Source organism: Pseudonocardia abyssalis (assembly GCF_019263705.2).
Lineage (GTDB): Bacteria > Actinomycetota > Actinomycetes > Mycobacteriales > Pseudonocardiaceae > Pseudonocardia > Pseudonocardia abyssalis.
Genome location: NZ_JADQDK010000001.1, coordinates 5,971,791 through 5,995,378 on the forward strand (window position 1 = coordinate 5,971,791; position 23,588 = coordinate 5,995,378).

21 protein-coding genes and 1 pseudogene are annotated in these 23,588 nt (G+C 72.2%); 16 read left to right on the forward strand and 6 right to left on the reverse strand.

From position 1 onward, the window contains the following. The first annotated feature begins 57 nt into the window (after positions 1 to 57). From I4I81_RS29445 to I4I81_RS29490, 10 genes are all read left to right on the forward strand, one after another. Positions 58 to 843, forward strand: a complete 786-nt coding sequence (locus I4I81_RS29445; protein WP_218601245.1) for an MlaE family ABC transporter permease — start codon at positions 58 to 60, stop codon at positions 841 to 843. Then, positions 843 to 1,706: an MlaE family ABC transporter permease gene (locus I4I81_RS29450; RefSeq protein ID WP_218601246.1), complete on the forward strand. Its 864-nt coding sequence runs from the start codon at positions 843 to 845 to the stop codon at positions 1,704 to 1,706. Before I4I81_RS29445 ends, I4I81_RS29450 begins: the two co-directional genes overlap by 1 nt. Then, the gene (locus I4I81_RS29455; RefSeq protein ID WP_218601247.1) at positions 1,703 to 2,902 is read left to right on the forward strand and encodes an MCE family protein; all 1,200 of its coding nucleotides are present in this window, start codon (positions 1,703 to 1,705) and stop codon (positions 2,900 to 2,902) included. The genes I4I81_RS29450 and I4I81_RS29455 overlap by 4 nt, the downstream gene beginning before the upstream one ends. Continuing rightward, the gene (locus tag I4I81_RS29460) at positions 2,899 to 3,963 is read left to right on the forward strand and encodes an MCE family protein (protein ID WP_218601248.1); all 1,065 of its coding nucleotides are present in this window, start codon (positions 2,899 to 2,901) and stop codon (positions 3,961 to 3,963) included. Before I4I81_RS29455 ends, I4I81_RS29460 begins: the two co-directional genes overlap by 4 nt. Then, entirely contained in the window at positions 3,960 to 4,943 is a 984-nt protein-coding gene (locus I4I81_RS29465; protein ID WP_218601249.1) for an MCE family protein, read from the forward strand. The genes I4I81_RS29460 and I4I81_RS29465 overlap by 4 nt, the downstream gene beginning before the upstream one ends. Beyond that, the gene (locus I4I81_RS29470) at positions 4,940 to 6,160 is read left to right on the forward strand and encodes an MCE family protein (RefSeq protein WP_226363628.1); all 1,221 of its coding nucleotides are present in this window, start codon (positions 4,940 to 4,942) and stop codon (positions 6,158 to 6,160) included. The genes I4I81_RS29465 and I4I81_RS29470 overlap by 4 nt, the downstream gene beginning before the upstream one ends. Continuing rightward, positions 6,157 to 7,326, forward strand: coding sequence for an MCE family protein (locus tag I4I81_RS29475; RefSeq protein ID WP_218601250.1), 1,170 nt, complete (start codon positions 6,157 to 6,159; stop codon positions 7,324 to 7,326). Before I4I81_RS29470 ends, I4I81_RS29475 begins: the two co-directional genes overlap by 4 nt. Continuing rightward, positions 7,326 to 8,588 carry an MCE family protein gene (locus I4I81_RS29480; protein ID WP_218601251.1) on the forward strand — a complete coding sequence of 421 codons (1,263 nt, stop codon included), beginning with the start codon at positions 7,326 to 7,328 and terminating at the stop codon, positions 8,586 to 8,588. Before I4I81_RS29475 ends, I4I81_RS29480 begins: the two co-directional genes overlap by 1 nt. After that, positions 8,585 to 9,160 carry a nuclear transport factor 2 family protein gene (locus I4I81_RS29485; RefSeq protein WP_218601252.1) on the forward strand — a complete coding sequence of 192 codons (576 nt, stop codon included), beginning with the start codon at positions 8,585 to 8,587 and terminating at the stop codon, positions 9,158 to 9,160. The genes I4I81_RS29480 and I4I81_RS29485 overlap by 4 nt, the downstream gene beginning before the upstream one ends. A gap of 275 nt (positions 9,161 to 9,435) precedes the next feature. Further along, positions 9,436 to 9,927, forward strand: coding sequence for a hypothetical protein (locus I4I81_RS29490; protein WP_218601253.1), 492 nt, complete (start codon positions 9,436 to 9,438; stop codon positions 9,925 to 9,927). Between the two features lie 85 nt (positions 9,928 to 10,012). On the opposite strand, the gene I4I81_RS29495 is transcribed toward I4I81_RS29490, so the two are convergent. Further along, positions 10,013 to 10,615 carry a TetR/AcrR family transcriptional regulator gene (locus tag I4I81_RS29495; RefSeq protein ID WP_218601254.1) on the reverse strand — a complete coding sequence of 201 codons (603 nt, stop codon included), beginning with the start codon at positions 10,613 to 10,615 and terminating at the stop codon, positions 10,013 to 10,015. 67 nt (positions 10,616 to 10,682) lie between these two features. On the opposite strand from I4I81_RS29495, the gene I4I81_RS29500 reads away from it, so the two are divergent. After that, positions 10,683 to 11,249 (forward strand): PaaI family thioesterase, encoded by a 567-nt coding sequence (locus tag I4I81_RS29500; RefSeq protein WP_218601255.1) that lies wholly within the window; start codon positions 10,683 to 10,685, stop codon positions 11,247 to 11,249. After that, positions 11,249 to 12,289 (forward strand): BtrH N-terminal domain-containing protein, encoded by a 1,041-nt coding sequence (locus tag I4I81_RS29505; RefSeq protein WP_218601256.1) that lies wholly within the window; start codon positions 11,249 to 11,251, stop codon positions 12,287 to 12,289. The genes I4I81_RS29500 and I4I81_RS29505 overlap by 1 nt, the downstream gene beginning before the upstream one ends. 90 nt (positions 12,290 to 12,379) lie before the next feature. On the opposite strand, the pseudogene I4I81_RS31715 reads toward I4I81_RS29505, so the two are convergent. Next, a pseudogene (locus I4I81_RS31715) lies at positions 12,380 to 12,751 on the reverse strand (transposase); the annotation flags it as partial. Between the two features lie 365 nt (positions 12,752 to 13,116). Here I4I81_RS31715 and I4I81_RS29515 point away from each other — a divergent pair. From I4I81_RS29515 to I4I81_RS29525, 3 genes are read left to right on the forward strand one after another with little or no spacing between them, the layout of a single operon-like run. After that, a complete protein-coding gene (locus tag I4I81_RS29515) occupies positions 13,117 to 15,459 on the forward strand; it encodes a molybdopterin cofactor-binding domain-containing protein (protein ID WP_218601257.1) in 2,343 nt (780 codons plus the stop codon). Between the two features lie 8 nt (positions 15,460 to 15,467). Next, positions 15,468 to 15,944, forward strand: coding sequence for a (2Fe-2S)-binding protein (locus tag I4I81_RS29520; protein ID WP_218601258.1), 477 nt, complete (start codon positions 15,468 to 15,470; stop codon positions 15,942 to 15,944). Between the two features lie 11 nt (positions 15,945 to 15,955). Then, positions 15,956 to 16,237, forward strand: coding sequence for a hypothetical protein (locus I4I81_RS29525; protein ID WP_218601259.1), 282 nt, complete (start codon positions 15,956 to 15,958; stop codon positions 16,235 to 16,237). Positions 16,238 to 16,332: 95 nt separating this feature from the next. Here the strand turns inward: I4I81_RS29525 and I4I81_RS29530 are convergent, their stop codons facing one another. Then, complete coding sequence (locus I4I81_RS29530; protein WP_218601260.1) at positions 16,333 to 16,797, reverse strand: MarR family winged helix-turn-helix transcriptional regulator; 465 nt, start codon at positions 16,795 to 16,797, stop codon at positions 16,333 to 16,335. A gap of 76 nt (positions 16,798 to 16,873) precedes the next feature. Between I4I81_RS29530 and I4I81_RS29535 the strand changes: the two genes are divergently transcribed. After that, positions 16,874 to 20,914, forward strand: a complete 4,041-nt coding sequence (locus tag I4I81_RS29535; protein ID WP_218601261.1) for an efflux RND transporter permease subunit — start codon at positions 16,874 to 16,876, stop codon at positions 20,912 to 20,914. A gap of 494 nt (positions 20,915 to 21,408) precedes the next feature. On the opposite strand, the gene I4I81_RS29540 is transcribed toward I4I81_RS29535, so the two are convergent. From I4I81_RS29540 to I4I81_RS29550, 3 genes are read right to left on the reverse strand one after another with little or no spacing between them, the layout of a single operon-like run. Further along, a complete protein-coding gene (locus I4I81_RS29540) occupies positions 21,409 to 22,173 on the reverse strand; it encodes a MerR family transcriptional regulator (protein WP_218601262.1) in 765 nt (254 codons plus the stop codon). Further along, positions 22,170 to 22,679 (reverse strand): DUF6114 domain-containing protein, encoded by a 510-nt coding sequence (locus tag I4I81_RS29545; protein ID WP_308187715.1) that lies wholly within the window; start codon positions 22,677 to 22,679, stop codon positions 22,170 to 22,172. The genes I4I81_RS29540 and I4I81_RS29545 overlap by 4 nt, the downstream gene beginning before the upstream one ends. Continuing rightward, complete coding sequence (locus tag I4I81_RS29550) at positions 22,604 to 23,230, reverse strand: DUF6230 family protein (protein WP_218601264.1); 627 nt, start codon at positions 23,228 to 23,230, stop codon at positions 22,604 to 22,606. Before I4I81_RS29550 ends, I4I81_RS29545 begins: the two co-directional genes overlap by 76 nt. Between the last annotated feature and the right edge of the window lie 358 nt (positions 23,231 to 23,588).

Genomic DNA, 23,588 nt, shown 5'->3' on the forward strand with positions numbered 1-23,588 from the left:
CCGTTGAGACCAGCATCACGGTCCATCTCCGGGCCACGAGCGGAACGAGGGGACGCGGTGACCGCAGCAGGTCGATTCCCTGGTAGCACAGCCCTGCAGGAGATCGGGCAGCTCCTGGCGCTCGCGCGGGAGGTCGGCCGTGCCCTGTTCCGCCCCCCGTTCCAGACCAAGGAGTTCATCCAGCAGTCGTGGTTCGTCGCGAGCGTGACGATGTTGCCGGCCGCGCTGGTGTCCATCCCGTTCGGTGCGGTGATCGCCCTGCAGTTGGCGTCGCTGACAGAGCAGCTGGGTGCACAGTCGTTCACCGGGTCGGCGGGCGTGCTGGCGATCGTCCAGCAGGCGGCGCCGGTCGTCACCGCGCTGCTGATCGCGGGGGCGGGCGGCTCGGCGATCTGCGCCGATCTCGGCGCCCGCACCATCCGCGAGGAGATCGCCGCGATGGAGGTGCTCGGCATCTCCCCCATCCAGCGGCTCGTCGTCCCCAGGGTGCTGGCCGCGATGCTGGTCGCGGTCGTGCTCTCCGCGATGGTCAGCGTCGTGGGCGTGTTGGGCGGCTACTTCTTCAACGTGGTGCTGCAGGGCGGCACGCCCGGGGCGTACATCGCGTCGTTCTCCGCGCTCTCGCAGCTCTCCGACATCGCGATCGGCGAGATCAAGGCGGCACTCTTCGGGCTGATCGCCGGGATCGTCGCCAGCTACCGGGGCCTGAACACCCCGCCGGGCCCACGTGGCGTCGGGGACGCGGTCAACCAGTCGGTGGTCATCTCCTTCCTCCTGCTGTTCCTGTTCAACCTCATCCTCACGGCGATCTATCTGCAGGTCGTCCCGCCCAAGGGATCGTGATGTCCGCCGAACGCGACAACCTGCGCCTGCTCGTCGACCCGCGGCTGCGGCGTGCTGCCGGTGCCCCCGTCCGGTGGCTGGACGACCTCGGCAGCCAGATGCTGTTCTTCCTGCGGACCCTCGCCTGGGGACCGCGCACCGTGCGGCGCTACAAGCGCGAGGTGATCCGGCTGCTGGCCGAGGTCAGCTTCGGCTCCGGTGCGCTCGCGGTGATCGGCGGCACCGTCGGCGTGGTCACCGCGATGTGCTTCTTCACCGGCAGCGTCGTGGGCCTGCAGGGCTTCGCCGCGCTCAACCAGATCGGTGCCGCGGCGCTGACCGGTTTCATCACCGCCTACTTCAACACTCGCGAGATCGCGCCGCTGGTCTCCGGTATCGCGCTCTCGGCCACCGTCGGCTGCGGCTTCACCGCGCAGCTGGGTGCGATGCGCATCTCCGAGGAGATCGACGCCATCGAGGTGATGGCCGTGCCCAGCCTGCCCTTCCTGGTGACCACCCGCGTCGTCGCCGGTCTGGTCGCGGTGGTCCCGATCTACGTGATCGGGCTGGTGTCCTCCTACGGCTCCTCACAGGTCGTCACGACCCTGTTCTACGGACAGTCGGCCGGCACCTACGAGCACTACTTCGAACTCTTCCTCCCGCCGGGCGACGTGCTCTGGTCCTTCGGAAAGGTCCTCCTCTTCGCGGTGGTGGTGATCATGGTGCACTGCCGGGCGGGCTACACCGCGAGCGGCGGGCCGGCCGGCGTCGGCGTCGCCGTCGGCAACGCGGTGCGCACCTCGCTGGTCGCGGTGACGCTGCTCGACCTGATGCTGAGCCTGGCCATCTGGGGTTCCACGACCACCGTCCGGATCGCCGGATGAGCGGGCAATGGAGCCGGACCGCGATCCGGATGCTCGGAGTCGGGTTCATCGCGATGGTCATCGGCGCCGTGGTGCTCACCGTGGCGCTGTACCAGAAGGCCTTCACCCCGGTCGTGCCGGTGACGCTGCAGCTCACGGAGCTCCCCGACCAGTTCGAGGAGTCCGCCGACGTCAAGCTCGACGGACTGATCGTCGGCGCCGTCGAGTCCATCACCCAGCGCGACGGGTTGGTCGAGGTGCGGCTCGGACTCGACCCCGCAGTCGTGGATCAGATCCCGGCCGACGTGTCCGCCCGGCTGGTGCCCAAGACCCTCTTCGGGCCGCGGTTCGTCGACCTCGCGACCACCGGGTCGACGACAGCGCCCCTGACGGAGGGCGCGGTCATCGGCCTCGACCGTTCATCGAGCGCGATCGAGCTGCAGCGCCTGCTCGACGGCCTGCTCCCGCTGCTGCGCCAGGTCCAGCCGCAGGACCTCGCGATGACGCTGAACGCGGTGTCCACGGCGCTGTCGGGCAACGGCGCGGACCTGGGGGAGACAGCGGTGCTGTTGCAGGACTACGTCGCCGAGCTCAACACCGTCCTGCCGGACCTGCAGGCCGACATCAGCGGGCTGGCCGACACCGCCGACCTCTACACCGACGCGGCCCCGGACCTGCTCGACGCCGCCGAGGACCTGACCGTCACCAGCCGGACCGTCGCCGAGCTGGAGGCGCAGCTCGCCGCGCTCTATCCCATGGTCACCACCGCGTCGGACGACCTGACGCAGTTCCTCGACCTCAACGGCACCACCGTCGTCGAGCTGGCGGCGGCGGCCAACCCGACCCTTGGCCTGCTCGCGCAGTACTCACCCGTGTTCGCCTGCACCTTCGACAACCTCGCCGTGATGGACGAGCGGCTCGCCCGCCTGTGGGGCGGCGGGCGCGAGTTCCCCGGCCTCTACCTCGACATCGAGGTCGGTGGCAGCCGAGGCAAGTACGTGCCGGGCCAGGACGAGGCCCGCTACGTCGACGACCGGGCCCCGTACTGCGTCCCCGGACCGCCGGAGGGGATCAACGCCTCTCAGTACGCCGGTGGGGAGCACCCGGAGTACTCGCTGCCCGGCGGGCCGATCGAGGACGGGTCCGACCATCCGCTGCCCCCGCGCTACCAGAGCGAGACCGACCCCGTGGCGAACCTGATCGGAGGCGGACGATGAGTGTCGACCTGCGTGGGGTCGTCGCACCGCTGGTGAAGATGCTCGTGTTCATCGTGGTCACGGCCGTGGCCACGACCGGTCTGGCGATCGTCATCACCAACTACAGCCCCGGGGACCGGACGAGCTACACAGCGCGGTTCACCGACGTCACCGGGCTGGTCGAAGGCGACGACGTGCGGATCGCCGGAGTCCGCGTCGGGTCCGTCGAGGACATCCGGGTGGTCGAGCAGACCCTGGCCGAGGTGCGGTTCACGGTGCTCGCCGACCGGTCGCTGCCGGGGACCTCGACGGCCGCGATCCGGTACCGCAACCTGGTGGGCCAGCGCTACCTGGCGATCGGGCGCGGCGACGCCGCCCCCGGACCGGCGCTGGAACCCGGCGCGACCATCCCGCTGGAGCGCACCACCGGCCCGCTCAACCTGACCGCCCTGCTCAACGGGTTCCGGCCGCTGTTCCAGGCGCTCTCGCCGCAGGACGTCAACCAGCTCTCCTACGAGATCATCCAGGTGCTGCAGGGTGAGGGCGGCACCATCCGCAGCCTGCTCACCCGCACCGCGGACCTGACCGGCGCGATCGCCGACCGCGACGCGGTGATCGGCGAGGTGATCACCAACTTCGACGAGGTGCTGGGTACGGTCGCCGACCGGGACACCGAGCTCGGCGCGGTGCTCACCCAGCTCCAGCAGCTGGTGAGCGGGCTGGCCGAGGACCGCCGCCCGATCGGCGACGCCGTGGCGGCGCTGGGGGAGCTGACCGACACGACCGCCGGCCTGCTCGACGAGGCCCGTCCCGCGCTGCGCAGCGACATCGCCGCGCTCGGTGACCTGTCCCGCCGGCTGGCCGACCAGGAGGGCGAGATCGAGCCCGCCCTGCAGAACCTGCCGATCAAGGCGGAGAAGATGGTGCGCAACTTCAGCCAGGGTGGCAGCTTCTTCTCGTTGTTCCTGTGCTCGGTGTCCACCCAGATCGGCTGGTCGGCGATGGGCATCGAGCCGGTCCAGCTCACCGACATCTACCCGGACGCCACGGTGCTGGCGCCGCAGCCGAGGTGCGTGCAATGAGATTCCTCCTCGAGGGCAACCGGATCCCCACGGCGGTGATCGGTCTGACGGTCATCGTCGCCTTCATCCTCGGTGCCTTCTTCGTCGACGAGCTCCCGGTGATCGGGAGCGGTCCCAGCTACCACGCCGAGTTCTCCGAGGCGGCAGGGCTGCGCGACGACGACGAGGTCCGGGTCGCCGGGGTCAGCGTCGGCCGCGTGGAGTCGATCGAGCTGGCCGGGGACCGCGTGCGGGTCGGTTTCACGGCCGACGAGGCCTGGGTCGGAGACGCCAGCTCGGCGTCCATCGAGATCAAGGACCTGCTGGGTCAGAAGTACCTCGCGGTCGAGCCCGCGGGGTCGGCCGCCCTGGAGCCCGGCGCGACGATCCCGCTGGAGCGCACCCGCTCGCCCTACGACGTGACCCAGGCGCTGGAGGGCCTCAGCGACACGGTGGGTGAGCTGGACACCGCGCAGCTCGCCGAGGGCATGCGGGTGGTGGCAGACACGTTCGCCGACTCCCCGGAGGAGGTCCGCGGGGCACTCGACGGGCTGTCGCGGCTCTCCCGCACCATCTCCAGCCGGGACGCCGAGATCGCGTCGCTGCTCGACGGGGCGAACACGGTCAGCGGCGTGCTCGCGGACCGGGACGAGACCTTCGCGCGGCTGCTCTCCGACGGCGAGCTCCTGCTGGCCGAGCTGTCCCGGCGCCAGGAGGCGATCGACTCCTTCCTCGCCGGCGCGCGCCGGATGTCGGCGCAGTTCACCGGGCTGGTGGAGGACAACCGCGAGCAGATCGGCCCGGCACTGGCCGAGCTGGAGCGGATCACCGCGATCCTGCAGCGCAACCGCGACAACCTCGCCCTCGGGATCGAGCGTCTCGCACCGGTCATCCGGGTGGGCGCGAACATCATCGGCAACGGCCGCTGGTTCGAGGCGTACTTCTGCAACATCGCGCCCCCGTCGGTGGGCCCGATCAACTCCGAGGGGTGCACGCTGTGAGCGCCGGGTCCTGGATCGAACAGCACTCCCGCCCGATCGCGGTCGGTGCGATCGCGGTGCTGGTCGCGCTCGGCGTCGCCGCGGCCCTCGGCGGGCCCGAGCCGCGCCGGGTCACCGCCTACTTCGGCTCGGCGGTGGGGCTCTACACCGGGTCTGACGTGCGGGTGCTGGGTGTCCCGATCGGCCGGGTCGCCGAGGTGGTGCCCGAGGGTGACCGGGTCCGTGCCGAGCTGGAGCTCGACGACGGATGGGATGTCCCCGCGGACGCGCTCGCGGCCGTGGTCATCCCCACCCTCGTGGCCGACCGGTACGTGCAGCTCGCCCCGGCCTACACCGGCGGCGAGCGGCTCGCCGACGGGGCGGTGATCCCGCTGGAGCGCACCGCGGTGCCGGTCGAGCTGGACGAGATCGTCTCGTCGGTCGACGACCTGACCACCGCACTGGGCCCCGAGGGTGCCAACCGCGACGGGGCGCTGTCGGAGCTGCTGCAGGTGGGAGCGGACAACCTGGACGGCAACGGTGCGCTGCTGGGCGACACGATCACCGAGCTGTCCGGGGCGACCGCCACGCTGTCCGGGTCGCGCGAGGAGCTGTTCGGGACGATCGCCGGGCTGCAGGAGTTCACCAGCACGCTGGCGGCGAACGACGACGACGTCCGCGCCTTCACCGAGCAGCTCGCGCAGGTCAGCGGCTTCCTCGAGGAGGACCGCCCGCAGCTCGACGCGGCCCTGCGCGAGGGTGCGGCCGCGCTCGGCACGCTGGCCGGGTTCGTGGCCGACAACCGCGAGGCGCTCGACACCGACGTCGAGCAGCTGGTGTCGGTCACCGGGGTACTGGTCGAGCAACGCGACGCGCTCGCCGAGATCCTGGACGTCGGGCCGATGGCGTTCAACAACCTGCTCAACACCTATGACCCGTCCAGCGGCACCCTGCACGCCCGGCTCAACGTCAACGAGCTGGCCTACCCGCCGCTGCTGACCGCCTGCGATCTGGTGGACCGGATCCTGCCCGAGCCCGAGGGACAGGTCACCGAGGAGGTCGAGGACCTGTGCCGGCCGGTGCAGAACGTGCTCGACGACGTCGTCCGGTTGCCCACCGGGACCGAGGTGCTCACGGCGCTGCAGACCGGCGACCTCGGGTCGCTGCCGCTGTCGCTGTTCCCCGAGCCCGGCGACGAGCGGACGGGTCTCTACCAGCCCGAAGGGGGCAGCCGATGAGTCGGCTCCGATCCGCGCTCGTCGCACTCCCGCTCACGGTGCTGGTCGCCGGCTGCGGCAGCGGCGGCGTGTACGACTTCCCGTTGCCCGGCGGCGCGGACGTCGGTGACCGGCCCTACACGGTGACGGTCCAGTTCCAGGACGTGCTCGACCTCGTGCCGCGGTCCATGGTCAAGGTCGACGGGGTCGAGGTCGGCCGCGTCGAGTCCGTCGCGCTGGCCGCGGACGGGTGGACCGCAGACGTGCTCGTCACCCTGCCCGGCGACGTGGCGGTGCCCCATGACGCGACCTTCAGCCTGCAGCAGACGAGCCTGCTCGGCGAGAAGTACGTGTCGATCTCCGTGCCCGAGGGGGCGACGGGCAGGATCGCCGCCGGCACCGTCGTCCCGCTGGCCGCCACCGACCGCGGGGTGGAGGTCGAGGAGGTCCTCGGCGCGCTGTCCATGGTCCTCAACGGTGGGGCCGTCGAGCAGGTCCGCACGATCGCCCAGGAGGTGAACGCGGCCCTGGAGGGCAACGAGACCGAGGTCCGGGCCCTGCTCGGAGACCTCGACACCTTCGTGGGCGGGCTCGACGAGCAGCGCGCGGAGATCGTGCGCGCGCTCGACTCGCTCAACGCGCTCGGCGGGCAGCTGCAGGCCCGCACCGGGCAGATCGCCGCGGTGCTGGAGGGGATCGGCCCGGGCCTCGCCGTCCTGGAGTCCCAGCGCACCGAGCTGGTCGGCATGCTGGCGTCGCTGGACCGGCTCAGCGACGTCGGGGTCGACGTGATCAATCGCAGCCAGGACGACGTCGTCGAGGACCTGCGGCTGCTCACCCCCACGCTCGAGCAGCTGGCCGTCTCGGCCGAGGACCTGGCCGTCAGCCTCTCCGTCGTGCCCACCTACCCGTTCCACGACGAGTACATCCGGGCCGAGCAGGGCGACTACGTCGACGGATTCATCCGGGTCAGCGGGGACCTCACCGACATCCTCGGCAACCTCGGCCGGACCCAGCAGCCGATCCTCGACCCGGAGATCCTGGGCGGGCCGCAGGCCGGTGGCGTCGAGCAGCCACCGCCGGCCTCACCGGGGGAGATCCCGCCCGTCCCGATCCCCGCCCTGCCCGGCGGCGGCGGGCAGGGCGGCCTCGGCGACCTCCTCGGCGCCGTCATCGGAGGTGGCTGATGCTCACCCGCACCGTCCGGATCCAGGTCACGGTCTTCCTGCTGATCGCCGTGCTCGGCGTCTCCTACACCGGCATCCGCTACGCCGACCTGGGCCGGTTCGTCGGCCTGGACGGCTACCGCGTCGACGTCGAGCTCGCCGAGTCGGGCGGGATCTTCGCCAACGCGGAGGTCACCTACCGCGGCGTCCCGGTGGGCCGGGTCGACCGGCTGGAGCTGCGCCCCGGCGGGGTCACCGCGGTCCTGGGGATGGACCGCGGTGGTCCGGACATCCCGGCCTCGGCGTCCGCGGTGGTCGTCAACCGCTCGGCGGTCGGCGAGCAGTACCTCGACCTGCGCCCGGACGCCACCGGCGGCCCGGCCCTGGCGGACGGATCGATCATCCCGGTGGGCCGGACCAGCGTCCCGCTGCCGATCGAGCAGGTAGTGGCCAGTGCCGACGGCCTCGTCCGATCGGTGCCGCTCGACGACCTGAGCACGGTCGTGGAGGAGCTGGGTCTGGCGTTCTCCGACACCGGTCCGGCGCTGCGGTCGCTGGTGGTGGACGGCCAGGCCCTGACCCGGGCGGCCATCGAGGCGAAGGACCCGACGCTGCAGCTGATCCGCGACGCCCGCACCGTGCTGCAGACCCAGAACGACCTGGCTCCGCAGGTCCGCTCGTTCAGCGACGACCTGCGGCTGGTCGCCGAGCAGCTGCGGACCTCCGACCCCGACCTGCGCGGGCTGGTCCGGACGCTGCCGCAGCTCGCCGGTGAGGTCCGGAACGTGCTCACCGACACCGGTGCACCCCTGGAGGGCCTGCTCGCCGACCTGCTGACCACCTCGCGCCTGCTGGAGCCCCGGACCGACGGGCTGCGCCAGCTGCTGGTCACCTTCCCGGTGATGTCGGCGGGCAGCTTCAGCGTGGTGCCCGAGGACGGCATCGGCAACATCCAGCTCGACCTCAACCTGGCCGAGCCGCCCGTGTGCACCCGTGGCTACGAGGGCACGGTGCGCCGCCCGGGGTCGGAGACCTCCGACGACATGCCCGCCAACTACGAGGCGCGCTGCGCGGAGACCTCCCCCAGCCCCATCGGGGTGCGGGGCGACGGGAACGCCCCCGACTACGGTCCGGCCCCCGAACCGACCGAGCCCGGCGGGTTCCGGCCCACGGGCACCCGCCTGTCCGCCGGGCAGGACGACGACGTCCCCGGGTTGGCCGGCGCCGCCGGGCTCCCCGGCCCCCCGGCGACGATCGCCGGACCACTGGAGGCGCAGCGATGACCGTGACCGACATCGAGCCCGCCCTCGACCCGTCCGGCGGGTCACCCGAGGCCGGGGCGGCCGGCCCGCTGTGGCGTCGGCTCGCCACCGGCGCGCTCGTCCTCGCGGTGTGCGGGGTGCTGTGCGCCGCCGGGTTCGGCGTGGCGCTCGCCCTGGCCGCCGGGTCGGAGGACGCGGGCGTGGCCCGCGCCCGGGACACCGTCCGGCTGGACGCCGAGAACGCCGCGGCGGTACTCAACACCCTGTCCCCGGACACGGCCGAGGAGGGCATCGACCGGTGGGAGGAGGTGGCGACCGGGCCGCTGCTCGCCGAGCTGACGCGCAGCCGCGCGGCGTTCGTGGAGACCATCCAGCAGGCCCGGCGGAGCACGGAGGCCCGCCCGCTGGACTCCGCCGTCGCGACGCTCGACCTCGCCGGCGGCACCGCCACGGTCCTGGTGTCCACCGACATCCTCACCACCCCGCCCGACGGGGAGCCGGTGACCAACCGGCAACGACTGGAGGTCGTCATGACCCGCACCGACGAGGGCTGGAAGGCCAGCGGCGTGCGCGTGATCGGGCTCAACCCGTGACCCGCGGCCGCCGGCCCGCTGCCGCCGCAGGTCCTGCTGCGACGAGCGCGCCTGTCCCCGACACCGCAGCTGCGCCGGTTCCGGCGGAGTCGGGGACCGATCCGGAGACCTCGGCCGCCGCCGAGCCGGAGGACCGGGCCGCCGGCGACCCTCCCGCCGTCCCCGAGGACCCGGCGCCCAGCGGCGGCCCGGGCCGACCGAGGGGCACGGCGGTGCGCGGCGAGCGGGCGCGCGCGCAGGCGGTCCAAGTGTGGCGAGGCATGATGGCGAGGCCGGTGCGCACCACCGTCGTCGCGACCGTGGTCGGCCTGCTCGGCCTCGGTGCTGCGGTGGCGATGGCGGCCCAGGCGGACGAGCTGCGCGGCCCGGCCGCGAACACCGCGCTGGTCGACCAGGAGAGCACCGCCCGGCTGCTCGGCGACGTCAACGCGGCCGTCGAGCGGACCTACGGCTACGCGTTCGACTCGCTCGACGCCGACGAGCGCGCCGCGCAGGACGCCGTCGTCGGCGCCTTCGCCGACCGGTTCCGCGAGGAGTTCGCCACCGTGCGGGAGCTGGCCCCGGCCCAGCAGGCCACGGTCACCGCCACCGTGCGGGAGTCGGCCGTGCAGAGCCTGCGGGGGAGTCGCGCGGAGGTGCTGGTGTTCGTGGACCAGACGATCCGCAACCTCGAGCTGCCCGAGGGAGCCGCCAGTGGCGCCCGGCTGGTCGTCACCGCCGAGCTGGTGGACGGGCGGTGGCGCATCGCCGACGTGCTGAGCCGATAGCGGGCGGGTCGCAGCCCGTGGATCCCGACGTGCGCGTCTTTCGGCATCGGGTTGACACCGCACGGATCCGGGACCCCCGCACGGGTCACCCGGTCGAGAGGACCTCTCGGAGGTAGGGCCCGATGAGTTCGGCGATCTCACCGGCCACGGTGTCCACGTCGCGGTCGGGCAGCACCACGTGGCTGACCAGCAGCCGGGCCAGTGCGTCGGCGGCTACCGCCACCTGGCGCGGGTCCGCGGAGGGACGGCGTCGCAGGACGTGGCCGGTGAGGGCCGCGGTGGCCCGGTCGATGATCGGGGCCGAGTCGGTGGTGACCAGGTCGAGCAGGCCGCTCTCCGCCCCGGTGAGCAGGCAGGTGACCATCGGGTCCTCCCGGGCCGCGTTCAGCAGGAACCGGCAGCAGGTGCGGACCGCTTCCTGCTCGTCGCCTTCCGTGCCCGCCAGGACGTCGGACAGCGCACCGAGGAGCAGGTCGGTACGGCGGAGCACGACCGCGCGGATCAGTGCGGGCTTCGAGCCGAATTCCGCGTAGAGCGTCTGCCTGCTGATGCCCACCGCGACCGCCACGTCGCCCATCCGCAGCGACTCCCAGCCCGATCGGCCGGCAACCTGGGCGGCGGCGTCGATCACGACCTCGCGCAGCAGGTGGCGCGTGACACCCGGGAATCGGTGCTGCCCTTGTGCCATGATGGCAGCCTGACAGATGGCGCATCGCTGTCAAGAAGACGGACACAACGCAACGAAGGGTCCACCGATGACGGAGCTTCCTCCGCGGCCAGCGGACGCTGTCCTGCTCGACCCGCACGGGGACCGCTGCTTCGGCTGCGGCCCGGACAACCCGGCCGGGGTCGCGCTGCAGGTCTACCGCGTCGGCGACGAGGTCCTGGCTGACGTGTCCTTCGCGCCGAAGCACGCCGGCGCCCACGGTGTCGTGCACGGCGGGGTGCTGGCGTCGGCGTGCGACGACCTGGTGGCGTTCCTGCTCTACGTGCTGCAGCAGCCGGCCGTGACCCGCAGCCTCCAGATGGACTACCTGGCACCGGTGCCGGTGGGGGAGCCGCACCGGCTGGTGGGTGGACTGGTGAGTCAGGAGGGTCGTCGGTTGACGATGGTGGCCGAGGGGCGCGCCGCCGACGGTGCGGTGCGGTTCTCCGCGCGCGCCGTGTTCGTCACGGTGGACCTCGCGCACTTCGAGCGGTTCGGCGCGGTCGACGGGGCCGACGTGGTCAGCAGGTTCCGTGTCGCACGACCCGACCCGGCGACGGCGGACACCGGACCGCCCCGCCCGTCGGTGCCCGGCACGATCGCCCGGGGTGCCTGATGGGTGGCTCGATGGTGGCCGGGTACCCGCACCGGATCGGCGGGCACTGCGGGTCCGGCTCGTTGCGTGACCTGCTCGAATGGGCCGGCCTGAGCTACGGCGACGTGCCGATGGGCGAGGGGGCGGTGTTCGGGCTGGGCGGCAGCCTGAGCTTCAGCTACCTTCGTGGCCCCGGCCTCGGGACCCCGATCTACCTGGTCGGGCGGGGCGCATCACTGACCGAGCAGTTCAGCGCGAACCTCGGCATCGCCCAGGAGCTGCGCTCGACCGACGATCCGGTGCTGGGCTGGGAGTGGGTGCGCGACGAGCTCGATGCGGGCCGCCCGGTCCTGTGCTGGGCCGAGATGGCCGAGCTGCCTTACCTGCGGGTGAAGATGCGGATGAGTCGCCACGACATCGTCGTCATCGGCTACGACGACGACGCGGGCACGGTTGTCGTGGTGGACAACGACCGGGCCGAGCCGCAGACGATCGGCCGCGACGACCTGGCGCGGGCCCGCTCGGCCGTCGGCTTCCCGGTGCCCACCCGGCACACCTGCTTCCGGCTCGGCTTCCCCGACGCACTGCCCGACCTGCGGGCGGCGGCGGCGAGGGCGTGTGCCGAGGCGGTGCACGGGATGTCCGACCCGGTCCCGGCGATGGGTGCGACGGCGGTCGCCGGGACCGCCGGGGTCGCTGCGTTCGTGGCCGACCTCGACCTCTGGGCCGAGCAGTTCCCGGGGGACGCGCTGGATCGTGCGCTGTTCAGCCTGCAGGTGTTCGTGGAGAAAGCGGGAACCGGCGGCGGGCTGTTCCGGCGGCTGCAGGCGGAGTTCCTGACCGATCTCGGCGGCTGGGTCGACGATCCGGCCGTGTTCGCGGCGGCCGCGGTGTACCGGCGGCTCGCCGACACGTGGTCGCGAACCGCTTCGGCTGCCGTGGGCGGGGCCCCGGCCTCCGACCGCCTCGCGGCGGTGCGCCGCGAGGCCGCCGCGCTGCCCGCCCTGGAGTGCGAGGGCGTCGACAGGCTGGCTGCGCTGGCACAGCGGCTGGCGCCCTGACCAGCACCCCACCGGGGGCCAGCCCCGGCGCGGGATCCCTCGTTCAGGGCACGCCACGCGCCCCGGGAGGACGGCGCGAACCCGCTGCCGTCACCGCGGGCGGGCTCGTTGACAGCCACACCCGGGCCGGTGCCGACCGCGTCCATCGCCAGGAGTGCGGCTCGGAACTCGGTCACCAGTCGCCGGTGCGGGCGAGGCGCCGTGACATGTCGACGCCGAGAAGGCTCTGGGAGCCGATGATCGCAGCGGCCGGGGCGGGGTCGCGGCCCTCGTGTAGGCGACGACCAGGTCGCGCAAGGCGTCGTGGATGGGGAGCCAGGCCCCGGTCTCGACCCAGAGGAGGTAGAAGCCGTAGATGGTCTTGGCGGGCGGGAAGTCGTGCGGGAACGCCGCCCAGGCGATCCCGCCGACCACCAGGTAGAAGATCGCGTCCAGGACCAGGCGGCAGGGGTGTCTCTGCGCGGATCCCCCGTCGGTCCAGGTGACGGGCGCACCAGGCTGCCGTTACGACCGCAGGTGAGCGACGGGTCGGTGGCGGTCGTGAGCGGAACCGCCGGTTCGCGGTATCGGCAGGCCCAGCGCCTCAGCGTGGAAGACCCGGGTCCTCGTGCAGGCGCTCGGCGACGGAGAGCTGCGGCTCGTAGGGCAACGGCGCCGTGTCGACAGCGGGGGCGAACCTTCCGGTCCGGTGAATCGTTAGCTCCGTGGAAAGTGCTTGTGCCTCGGGTCGCCGTGCCCAGGACCAGGACAGTGCCCGCTCACCGCTCACCGCCCGGCTCCCACCGGGCCGGCTCCAGCCCGTCGTCTGCCAGGAAGAGGACCACCGGATGGCCCACCACCGCACTGCCGCTACACCGCGACCTGCTCGCCCGCGTGTCGACGTCAGTCGACGGAAGTTCCTCGGTTTCGTCATCGCTGCCCCGACGCTGGTGGTGGCCGCGGAGATGGGGCGCCAGTCGCTCGGGCTGGGCCCGACCGCAGTCGCGAGCCCGCTCGTGTCGCCCCCGCAGGTCCCGGAGGCCTACGATCTGCTCGATCTCCTGCGCGAGACATCCCGCGCGACGGCGAATCTGATCCGCATCACGGTCAACCGCGACAGCACGGTGTCGTTCGCGCTCCCCCGCTCGGACAACGGGCAGGGCATCATCACGTCCACCCAGATGATCATCGCGGAGGAGATGGGCCTCGATCCCGACCAGGTGATCGTCACCCTGGCCGATGCCCGCCCGGAGCTGCTGTTCAACCAGATCACCGCCGGGTCGAGCACCACGTTCACCACCTACACCCCGATCCGGGTGGCGGCCGCGATCGCCAACAAGCGGCTGCTCGACGCGGCGGCGGCCCAGCTGGAGCAGGAGGTCGGCCTGCTCACCAGCCGGGCGGGCCTGATCACCAGCACCGTCGGGGCGGTGATCCCGATCGGTGACCTGGCCGAGGTCGCGGGCACCGACGTGACCGAGGAGGTGGAGGTCCTCCTCAAGCCCCGCGAGGAGTTCACGGTCGTCGGGAAGCCGCGCAACAAGTCCGACCAGCTCGCGATGGTGACCGGTGCGAAGAAGTTCGTCACCGACCTGGACATCCCCGACGCCCTGCCGACCATGGTCTGCCGGGCACCCACGCTCAACGGCACGGTCGACTCGGTGGACAACATCGACGAGGTCCGGCGGATGCCCGGCGTCACCGACGTCGAGGTGGTCGGCACCGGCATCGCGGTCCGTGCGCTGACCTTCGGCCAGTGCATCGACGCGATCCGGGTGTTGCGGGCCCGGTGGGGCCCCGGGACCGCCGAGGGCGCGAACGACGACTCGGTGCTCGCCGAGATCAAGGCGGCCGAGCTGCCGCTGGTCGTCCCGGCCGGGGTGGTGGGCGAGAGCCTGGAGAGCGAGCACACGTTCTACTTCCGCAGCGGCGCCTCTTTGGAGACCAACTCCGCCATCGCCGACGTGCGTGACGGGAGGGCCGAGATCTGGGGCCCGGCGAAGAACCCGATCGCCGCGCAGGCCGAGATCGCCAAGGTGATCGGCCTGCCGACGAGCGCGGTCACCTTCCATGTCATCGAGGGCGGTGGCTCGTTCGGCCGCAAGCTGTTCTTCGACGCCGCGCTCGAGGCCGCGGAGATCTCGAAGAAGATGGGCAAGCCCGTCAAGCTGATGTGGCACCGCGCCGACGACTCGCGCGTCGGGCGCGTGCACCCGCTGTGCACCTCGCGCGTGCGCGCCGTCATCGCCGGGGACACGGTGGTCAGCTTCGAGCAGCGTCACGCCAGCGTGGCGACCGAGACCAACCCGGGTCTCGGCGAGCCGCTGACCGCGGCGGTGTTCAAGCTGCCGGCCGCGAACTACACGCTGTCCCAGTCCATCTTCGAGCTGACGCAGGTGACGCACTACAACTTCGGGGTGAGCACCCGGTTGCTCAACGAGGTCGACCTGCGGTTCAACACGCAGTCCACCCGCAACATCTACTCGCCCGACGTCACGGCCGCCCGCGAGCTGATGGTCGACCGGATCGCCGAGCAGATGGGCAAGGACCCCTACGAGTTCCGCCGGGAGTTCCTCAAGTCCGACCGGGCGCGCGGGGTGCTGGACAAGGTCGCCGAGGAGGGCGACTGGGGCAAGTCGATGCCGGAGGGCACCGCGCAGGGCCTCGGCTTCCACTTCGAGTACAAGGGCGTGTCGGCCTGCCTGGTGGAGATCGACTGCCGGCCGGAGACGGTGAACCGGCCGATCCGCGAGGGCGTCACCGGGCCCCGCGTGACGAAGGTGACCTTCGCGATCGATCCCGGCCTGGTGATCAACCCGCGCGGCGTCGAGGCCCAGATGATGGGTGGCATCAACGACGCGATCGCCAACGTGTTGACCTCCAGCCTGCATCTCACCGAGGGCTACTTCGTCGAGGCCAGCTGGGACAACTACTTCTACACCCGGCAGTGGAACACCCCGATCGAGATGGACATCCACATCGTCGACTCCGGTTTCCCCGAGCCCGGCGGCATCGGTGAGGCCGGTGTGGCCTCCACCGGGGCGGCGGTCGCCAACGCCTACCGGCGCGCCACCGGCATCACGCCCGAGTTCTTCCCGATCAACCACAAGGACCCGTTCCCGTACGAGCCCAAGCCGGTCGTGCCGCCGGTCCCGCAGTCGCCCACCAATGGGCTGCAGTTCACCTTCTAGGAGCCGACATGCCCACCCACACGTTCACCCTCAACGGCGAGTCCGTCACGGTGGAGGTCGAGGACGACGTCCGCCTGCTCTGGGTGATCCGCGACATCCTCGGGGTCACCGGACCCAAGTACGGCTGCGGCATCAACGTCTGCAAGGCCTGCACCAGCCACATCAACGGCAAGGCCTTCAACCCCTGCGCCGTCCCGGTGAGCCAGATCGGCGCGGACGACGAGATCACCACGATCGAGGGCCTGGCCGACACCGTCGGCTCCGACCTGCACCCCATGCAGGAGGCCTGGATCGACAACGACGTCGCGCAGTGCGGCTACTGCCAGCCCGGCCAGATCATGGCCGCGGTGGCCAAGGTCCGCCAGTGCGCCGCCGAGGGCCGCAAGCTCGACGACTCGGCCATCGAGGAGATCCGCAACATCTGCCGTTGCGGCACCTACAACCGCATCCGCGAGGCGATCTACGCCGGCGCGGAGAACATGTGAGGAGCCCGGACATGAGGACACGCAAGCAGCTCGTCGTCGCCGCGATCGTCGCCGCCACCGTGCTCGGCGGCGCGGGTGTCGCGCTGGCCGACGTCTCCACCCCCGACGACCTGGGTCAGGGCGTCAACGCCGTCACCACCCTCGTCGAGGACCTGTTGGCCCAGGTGATCGACGCCGTCGACGCGCCGAGGCCGGAGGGCGCCGACGGTCTGGAGACCGAGCTGCCCGACGTGGACCCCCGCTTCGTCGAAGGCCCGCTCGGCGGCCTGATCAACGATGGTCCGCTGAGGTAGGACGCGGCGCACGCAGATGGCCTGCCTGTCCGGTGGATCCGCCACGCGGCTGGACGCCCCCCGATGCCGTGGCACTGCGGCTCGGGGGGCGTGGGTCACGGCGCGCTGCGTCGCCGCGGTGAGTCGTCCTGGGCGAGCTCGCGCAGCGCGGCCAGTCCCCGTTCGAGCCCGCGCAGGGCATCGACATCGATGCGCATGAGCAACCGCCGGCGCCGCTTCTGGCCGGCCGCGGCGATCTGTTCGACGAGGGCGAGGCCCTCGGGGGTGAGGCCCGCGAGCCGGACCCGGCGGTCGCCGGCGTTCTCGATGCGGTGCACCAGCTCGCGACCGACCAGCCGATCCACGATTCCGGTGACGGTGGGCAGAGTCACACCGAGAGCGTGGGCGAGGTCGCCCTGCGGGAGGGGACCATCCGTGTCGAGCAACAGGAGGATCCGGAGCTGTTGCATGGTCAGCCCACTGTCGAACAGCGGGTCCGGCCCGGCCCGGGTGATCGCCCGCCGCAGCACGGCCTCGTGCCGATCGATGGACGCGAGCAGCTCCAACCGTTCGCCGTCCATGACCTGCCCTCCGTGCCTCAGCGAAATCTCAGCTCCCGATGAAGCTTCGCCCCGACCGTAGTATTCACTGATCCCCATGACCTGGCTCGCGCGTCTCAGCCTAACCAACCGTGCCATCGTCGGACTGGTCACGCTGCTCGTCCTCGCATTCGGCGTGGTCGCGGCCACCTCGCTTCGCCAGGAGCTGCTGCCCTCGCTCGAGCTGCCCGTGCTCACCGTGGTGACCCCCTACCCGGGTGCCTCACCCGAGTCCGTGGAGCGGCAGGTCACCGACCCGATCGAGACGGCCGTCGACGGCGTCGACGGCCTGATCGGGTCCTCCTCGACGTCCAGCGGCAGCGTCTCCGCGATCACCCTGGAGTTCGCCTACGGCACCGACATCGACGAGTCCGCCACCGCGGTGGAGCGCGCGGTGGTGGGCATCGCGCTCCCCGACGGCGTGACACCGACGGTCAGCGCGATCACCACCGACGCGATCCCGGTGCTGCAGCTCGCGGCATCGTCCACGCTGGCCGACGACCAGCTCGCGGCGGTGCTGCGCGACGACGTGCGACCGCTGCTCGGCGCGCTCGACGGTGTCGGGCAGGTGACGTTGTCGGGCATCGCGGACCCACGTGTCACGATCGACCTCGACGCGGCGGCCGCGGCCGATCGCGGCGTGTCGCCCGCGGCGATCTCCCAGGTGCTACAGGCCAACGGCGTGCGGGTGCCCGCCGGCGAGCTGACCCCCGACACCCAACCGGTGGCGGTCGAGGTCGGCACCCCGATCACGGCGGTCGAGCAGCTGAGCGAGCTCTTCGTCGTCCCGGCGGCACCGGGTGCTGACCCGGTGCGCCTGGGCGACATCGCCGTCGTCACCGCCGAGCCCGCGCCGGCCACCGGGTACACCCGCACCAACGGTGCGGCGAGCATCGGGATCGGCATCACGAAACTGCCCGATGCCAACACGATCGCGGTGTCCGAGGAGGTCACCGAGGCGCTCGGGGAGGTCGCCGACCTGCTCGGTGGAGCTGCGCAGGACGCCGAGGTCACGGTGGTGTTCGACCAGGCGCCGTTCATCGAGCAGTCGGTCGAGGACCTCACCACCGAGGGCCTGCTGGGCCTGCTGTTCGCCGTGCTGGTGATCCTGGGCTTCCTGCTCTCGGTGCGGGCCACCGTCGTGACCGCGGTGTCGATCCCGCTGTCGGTGCTGCTGGCGCTGATCGTGCTCTACCTCGGCGGCAACACGCTCAACATCCTCACCCTCGGCGCGCTCACCGTCGCCGTCGGGCGCGTCGTCGACGACTCGATCGTCGTCATCGAGAACATCAAGCGCCACATCGGCTACGGCGGCCCGCGGCGCGCGGCGATCCTCACCGCGATCCGCGAGGTGGCCGGCGCGATCACCGCCTCGACGATCACCACCGTCGCCGTGTTCCTCCCGATCGCCTTCGTCGGCGGTCAGGTCGGCGAGCTGTTCCGACCGTTCGCGGTGACCGTCACCGCCGCTCTGCTCGCCTCGCTCCTCGTCTCGCTGACGGTGGTACCGGTGCTGGCATCGGTGTTCCTGCGCAGCCCGTCCGCACCGGCCGACGCGGAGAGCCGCGTCACCGAGGAGCCCACCGCGTTGCAGCGTGGCTACCTTCCGGTGCTCAACGGGGCGCTCGCCCGCCCGGTACTCTCGCTCGCGCTCGCCGTGGCGGTCCTGGGTGGAACCGTCGCACTGGTGCCGCTGCTGGAGACCAACTTCCTGGGCAGCACGGGCGGCGACACCCTCACCGTGACCCAGGAGCTCGATCCCGGCACCGGGCTGCCCCAGGCCGACGCCGCCGCACGGCAGGTGGAGGAGGTCCTCGCCGGCATCGACGAGGTCGAGAATTACCAGGTCACGGTCGGCTCCCCGGCCGGTGGCGCCGTGCTGCTCGGCCCACCCGGCGACCTCGAGAGCACGGCGACCCGGTTCGCGGTGACCCTCGCCGAGGACGCGGACGTCGAGGCGGTGGCCGCCGACCTGCGCGAGACGTTCGACGGCCTGAACGGCGCAGGCACGCTGACGGTCACCGCCGGGCAGGGCGGATTCGGCACCGACGAGCTCGCCGTCGACGTCCGCGCCCAGGACCCCGAGGTCCTGGCCGAGGCCGCCGCCACGGTCCAGCGGGCCGTCGAGGCCATCCCGGGCGCGGCCGACGTGCGCAACAACCTCGCCGCCGAACAGACCACGGTGGACGTGGCCGTGGACCGGCGGCTCGCCGCCGAACAGGGGCTCACCGAGGCGGCGGTGGGCCAGGCCGTGGCCACGGCGCTGCGTGGTTCCACCGCCGGCACGGTGACGATCGACGGGGTCGAGCAGGACGTCGTGCTGCGCACCGGTGACGCTCCGGCCGACCTGGCCGCGCTGCGAGCGCTGCCGCTGGGCGCGGTGACCCTCGCCGACATCGCCACGATCACCGAGACCACCACCGTGCCGACGATCGTGCGGACCGACGGCGAGCGCAGCGCACAGATCACCGCCCGCCCGGACGCCGATGATCTCGGCGCCGTCACCTCGGACCTGCGGGCCGAGCTGGACGAACTCGACCTTCCGGACGGGGTCACTGCGGAGATCGGCGGGATCAGCGCCGATCAGGAGGAGGCGTTCACCCAGCTCGGACTCGCGCTGCTGGCCGCGATCGCCGTGGTCTACCTCGTCATGGTCGTGACGTTCCGCAGCCTGCTGCAGCCGCTGCTGCTGCTCGTCTCGATCCCGTTCGCGGCGACCGGAGCGCTCGGTCTGCTGCTGATCACCGGCATACCGCTGGGTGTGCCCGCGCTGATCGGCATGCTGCTGCTCGTCGGGATCGTGGTCACCAACGCGATCGTCCTGATCGATCTGGTCAACCAGTACCGGCGCGACGGGCACACCGTGCGCGAAGCCCTGGTCGAGGGCTCGGCGCAGCGGCTGCGCCCGATCCTGATGACGGCCGTGGCCACGGTGTTCGCCCTGCTGCCACTGGCGTTGGGTTTCACCGGCGGCGGTGGCGGGTTCATCGCCCAGCCGCTCGCGGTGGTCGTGATCGGCGGCCTGGTCACCTCCACGCTGCTCACCCTCGTCCTGGTGCCGGTGCTCTATCTGCTCGCTGAGCGCCGTGGGGACGGTCGGTCGTCGGCGGACGACACCGCGGACGAGCGATCCGCCGGCCGCGGACCGGCCGGCGACTCGCAGGCACCGGCGCGGCGGAAACCTCTCGCCGTGGTGGCGCCGGGCGCCGGAGCCGGCGCGACCGCGGGCGCCTCGATGCCCGTGAACACCCCCGGAGTCGCCGACGGGTTCGCCGTGACTCCCGAGCCGCACACCTTCCAGAAGGCCCCGGCCGGCCCGGCGCTCTACGGACGGCTCACCGATCGCGACGGGAACCCGCTGGCCGCCGCCGCGGTCGCCGTGTTCGACAACACGGGCAGCCAGGTCGCCGCCACCTACTCGGACGGTCGGGGTGACTACCGCGCCGACCTGTCGGAGGCAGGGGAGTACCTGCTCGTCGGGCAGTCCGGCGGTCGTGAGCCCGCGACCGAGTGGGTCGAGGTCACCGAGGCCGCGGTCCGACACGACCTGGCCGTCGACGGCCCGGCCTGCGTGACCGGCCGGATCCGGACCGCCAGCGGAACGGGGGTGCCCGCGCTCGTCACCGTCGTCGACCTCGCCGGGCAGCGCGTCGCCGGCGGGCGGGCCGACACCGACGGGCGCTACCTGCTCACCCACATCCCCGCCGGGGAGCACCGGCTCCTCGCCGCACCCACGTCCGCGCCCTCGGCCTCGATACTGATCCAGGTGCCGCAGACCGGCACCGTCCACCAGGACATCGACCTCGCCCCCGCCGGCGAGGTGACCGGCACGGTCCGCTCGCGGCAGGGCATGCCGATCGGCGGCGCCGTGGCCACCGTCCGCGATGCCGACGGCACGGTGGTGGCGTCCGGCCGCACCGCCGCCGACGGATCGTTTCGGCTGACCGGGCTGCCCGAGGGCACCTACACCGTCACAGCCAGCAACGGCCTTCCCGCCACAGGCACCGTCGACGTGCGCCACGACGGGGCGGTCAGCACGAGCCTGGAGCTCGGTGATCCGGTCATCCCGAGCGAGGCGGAGAACGGTCGCGTCACCTGATACCCGGGAGAAGAACCATGCCGATGCCCATGACCTATCGCATACTGCTCGGTCACCGTCCCCCATCAGCCTCGGCCCGCCGGTCGGCGCAGCTGCGCCCGGCCAGCTCGTCGTCGAGCAGCTCCTGCCGGGACCTACACGACGAGCAGCGACATCAACCGGCCCACCGCGGGCACACCCCCCGCCCGAAGGACACGTACGCGTCTACCAGCAGCACCTCATAGACCATGGTGCTGACGGAACCGGTCCGCCAGCCGCTCGTCACCGTGCGTGACCCGACGCCCGCGTAGTGGGCGACGGTGGCCGCTGCGGTGTGCGACCCCGCGCTCCGCCCCTTCGCTGCCACCGCGCCGAGGTGCTCATGTCCTGTCGCCGACCGGACGACCCGCAACCCGGGCTCACCCGGGCGGGCCGTCGAGCGCGGCGAGGTCGGTGGCGAGCGTCGAGCCGGTGGAAGGGCGCCAGAACCTCGCCGGAGTGCTGAGCCAGTGGAGTTACACGACGTCGTGGCCGCGGCCGGGGTGCGCCGCGATCCCACTGATGTAGTCGCCGATCGCGCCGCCGCTGTGCCGCTCCAGCGCCTGGCCGAACGCGGCGTCGACCGCTGCGGCGATGGCCGGTCTCGCTCGGCCGATGGCGGCGGTGAGCTGGGTCATCTCACTCCCGCTGGGGATCCACCCGGGCTCGTGTCCGGCCAGCACGGCATCGGCGAGCCCGCCGATGAACCGTGCGGCCAGCGCGTCCACCGACGATCTGAGCTGTTCGGCGACGGCGAGCACAGCGTCGACCGGGAGGCCCGACGAGACCAGCTCGCGCAGGGCGTTGAGCAGCCGCGGACTCGGCACCCTGTACCGGCCCGCATCCTGTGGTTCGATCACGCCGATGTCGTGGAGCCGGGTGATGGCGGTGTCGAGGCCGTCCGGACCGGCGAACGGGCTCAGATCCGCCGGGGTGGTCATGGTCGGGATCTCGTCGCTCCAGAAGCCGGTGACGACCTGTTCGAGGCCGAGCACCGCGGTGAGGTCCCGCCCCTGCTCCCAGGCCGCGATGAGCTCACCGATGTTCTGCACGGTGTAGCCCCGCTCGAGCAGGCGGCCGACGAGTCGCAGCCGGGCCAGGTGGGCCTCGTCGTAGAGGCCGACCCGGCCGGCCCGGCGCGGAGGCGGGAGCAGACCACGGTCCTGGTAGGCGCGGATGTTGCGCACGGTCGTCCCCGCGGTGCGCGCGAGCTCGTCGATGCGGTACTCGCGGCCGTTCATCCGGCGCCCCGTCGGGTGGCCGGCCCGGCTTCCGAGGGTGACCGGTCGTCGGTGCTGTGCCACGCGAAGCCGAGGGATCCCCCGAGGACACCGAGCAGCGTCCCCACCAAGAAGCCGCCGATGTTGGTGGTCACCAACGAGGTCAACGACACGAGGATCACCGCCACGCCGGTGAACTCCCGGTGGCCCGGTGCGAACCAGAGGAATGCGGCGAGCGCGCAGAGGGCGCAGCCGAAGAGGAACCCGGAGGTCCCGGCCAGCCCGGGCAGCAGCAGCACCGTCAGCCGCCCGCCCGGTAGGAAGAGGATCACCAGGCCGGCCGCGGCGGTCAGGATCACCGCCGCCAGCGGGTGCGAGCGCCACCACCGGTGCCACCGGCCCCCTCCAGCGCCCCGGTCGCGCCGACGTCGTGCCGCAGCTGATCGGGGCATCAGAGGCATTCCGGCTGGTCCTGGCCCACCTGCAGGCGCAACCCCGACAGGGTGAGCTGGTTGACCGTCGCCCATCGGGCCGTCGCGCTGATGTCCAGCGCGAGACCGCCCGCGGTGACCGGCACCCCACCGGTGGACGTGTCCACCGGTGTACCGTCCGGCGCCGTCTCGCTGCGGTTGAGGAGGATCTGCTGTCCCGCTGCGCCCACGCCGTCGAGGCTCTCGATGGCGATCTGGGCATCGCCGACCACGATCGGCGCCGAGTCGTCGGTGACCGCGCGTAGCACGTAGGAGCCGAGCGGCGTGTCGACCGCGGTCGACACGCACGCACCGGCGATCGTGATGTCGGACAGCTGCAGGACGACGACGGGCTGGCGCGAGCCGTCTCTGTTCTGCACGAACGAGGGCAGTGCGCCGCGCGCCTCGGCGTCGAACCGCGCGGCGGTGAACTTCAGGGTCTGCCGCCCCTCCATCGCCAGCGCGACGGGCACCGCGCCGGTGGCAACCCCGGCAGTCAGCAGCCCCAGGGCCAGCATCGACGGCAGGAACACCATCGCGAACCGCCGCCCGCGGACGTGCCCGCCCGGGGAGGGCGGCGCGCGGTGTGTGCCGACATGCTGGGTCATCGCTGCCTCCCGGCGGAGCGCGGACCTCCGGCGGAGATCTCTACATCGTCAACTGTGACAGTGGTGAACGGTAACGCCATGTGATCCGGCTCATCCGCCTCCCCCGGTTGCGGGTCGAGCACCGCGGTGAGGCGAGAGCACTCCGGCGGCGACCGCCATGCCATGCGCGGGCTCCTTGGTGACGACGACACCGGAGTCGTCGGTCGCGGCTCCCACGCGCCTGCCGACCTGCGGTCCGCCGCCGGCCGGGCGCTATCGCGCCCGGGATGACCGTGGCGGTATCACCGGGTTGCCGGGCAGGGAGGATCGGGCGCGCTGCGGTCGATGCGTGGTCGGAGTGCGGGGTCCGCTGCGGGGA

Bases quoted from the DNA above. Each gene is read 5' to 3' on its own strand.
- I4I81_RS29455 (WP_218601247.1), top strand. From the start codon at position 1,703: ATGAGCGGGCAATGGAGCCGGACCGCGATCCGGATGCTCGGAGTCGGG.
- I4I81_RS29530 (WP_218601260.1), bottom strand. From the start codon at position 16,797: ATGGACGGCGAACGGTTGGAGCTGCTCGCGTCCATCGATCGGCACGAG.
- I4I81_RS29540 (WP_218601262.1), bottom strand. From the start codon at position 22,173: ATGAACGGCCGCGAGTACCGCATCGACGAGCTCGCGCGCACCGCGGGG.
- I4I81_RS29500 (WP_218601255.1), top strand. From the start codon at position 10,683: ATGACGGAGCTTCCTCCGCGGCCAGCGGACGCTGTCCTGCTCGACCCG.
- I4I81_RS29450 (WP_218601246.1), top strand. From the start codon at position 843: ATGTCCGCCGAACGCGACAACCTGCGCCTGCTCGTCGACCCGCGGCTG.
- I4I81_RS29515 (WP_218601257.1), top strand. From the start codon at position 13,117: ATGGCCCACCACCGCACTGCCGCTACACCGCGACCTGCTCGCCCGCGT.
- I4I81_RS29485 (WP_218601252.1), top strand. From the start codon at position 8,585: ATGACCGTGACCGACATCGAGCCCGCCCTCGACCCGTCCGGCGGGTCA.
- I4I81_RS29550 (WP_218601264.1), bottom strand. From the start codon at position 23,230: ATGACCCAGCATGTCGGCACACACCGCGCGCCGCCCTCCCCGGGCGGG.
- I4I81_RS29495 (WP_218601254.1), bottom strand. From the start codon at position 10,615: ATGGCACAAGGGCAGCACCGATTCCCGGGTGTCACGCGCCACCTGCTG.
- I4I81_RS29480 (WP_218601251.1), top strand. From the start codon at position 7,326: ATGCTCACCCGCACCGTCCGGATCCAGGTCACGGTCTTCCTGCTGATC.
- I4I81_RS29475 (WP_218601250.1), top strand. From the start codon at position 6,157: ATGAGTCGGCTCCGATCCGCGCTCGTCGCACTCCCGCTCACGGTGCTG.
- I4I81_RS29520 (WP_218601258.1), top strand. From the start codon at position 15,468: ATGCCCACCCACACGTTCACCCTCAACGGCGAGTCCGTCACGGTGGAG.
- I4I81_RS29545 (WP_308187715.1), bottom strand. From the start codon at position 22,679: ATGGGCGACGGTCAACCAGCTCACCCTGTCGGGGTTGCGCCTGCAGGT.
- I4I81_RS29535 (WP_218601261.1), top strand. From the start codon at position 16,874: ATGACCTGGCTCGCGCGTCTCAGCCTAACCAACCGTGCCATCGTCGGA.
- I4I81_RS29460 (WP_218601248.1), top strand. From the start codon at position 2,899: ATGAGTGTCGACCTGCGTGGGGTCGTCGCACCGCTGGTGAAGATGCTC.
- I4I81_RS29465 (WP_218601249.1), top strand. From the start codon at position 3,960: ATGAGATTCCTCCTCGAGGGCAACCGGATCCCCACGGCGGTGATCGGT.
- I4I81_RS29505 (WP_218601256.1), top strand. From the start codon at position 11,249: ATGGGTGGCTCGATGGTGGCCGGGTACCCGCACCGGATCGGCGGGCAC.
- I4I81_RS29525 (WP_218601259.1), top strand. From the start codon at position 15,956: ATGAGGACACGCAAGCAGCTCGTCGTCGCCGCGATCGTCGCCGCCACC.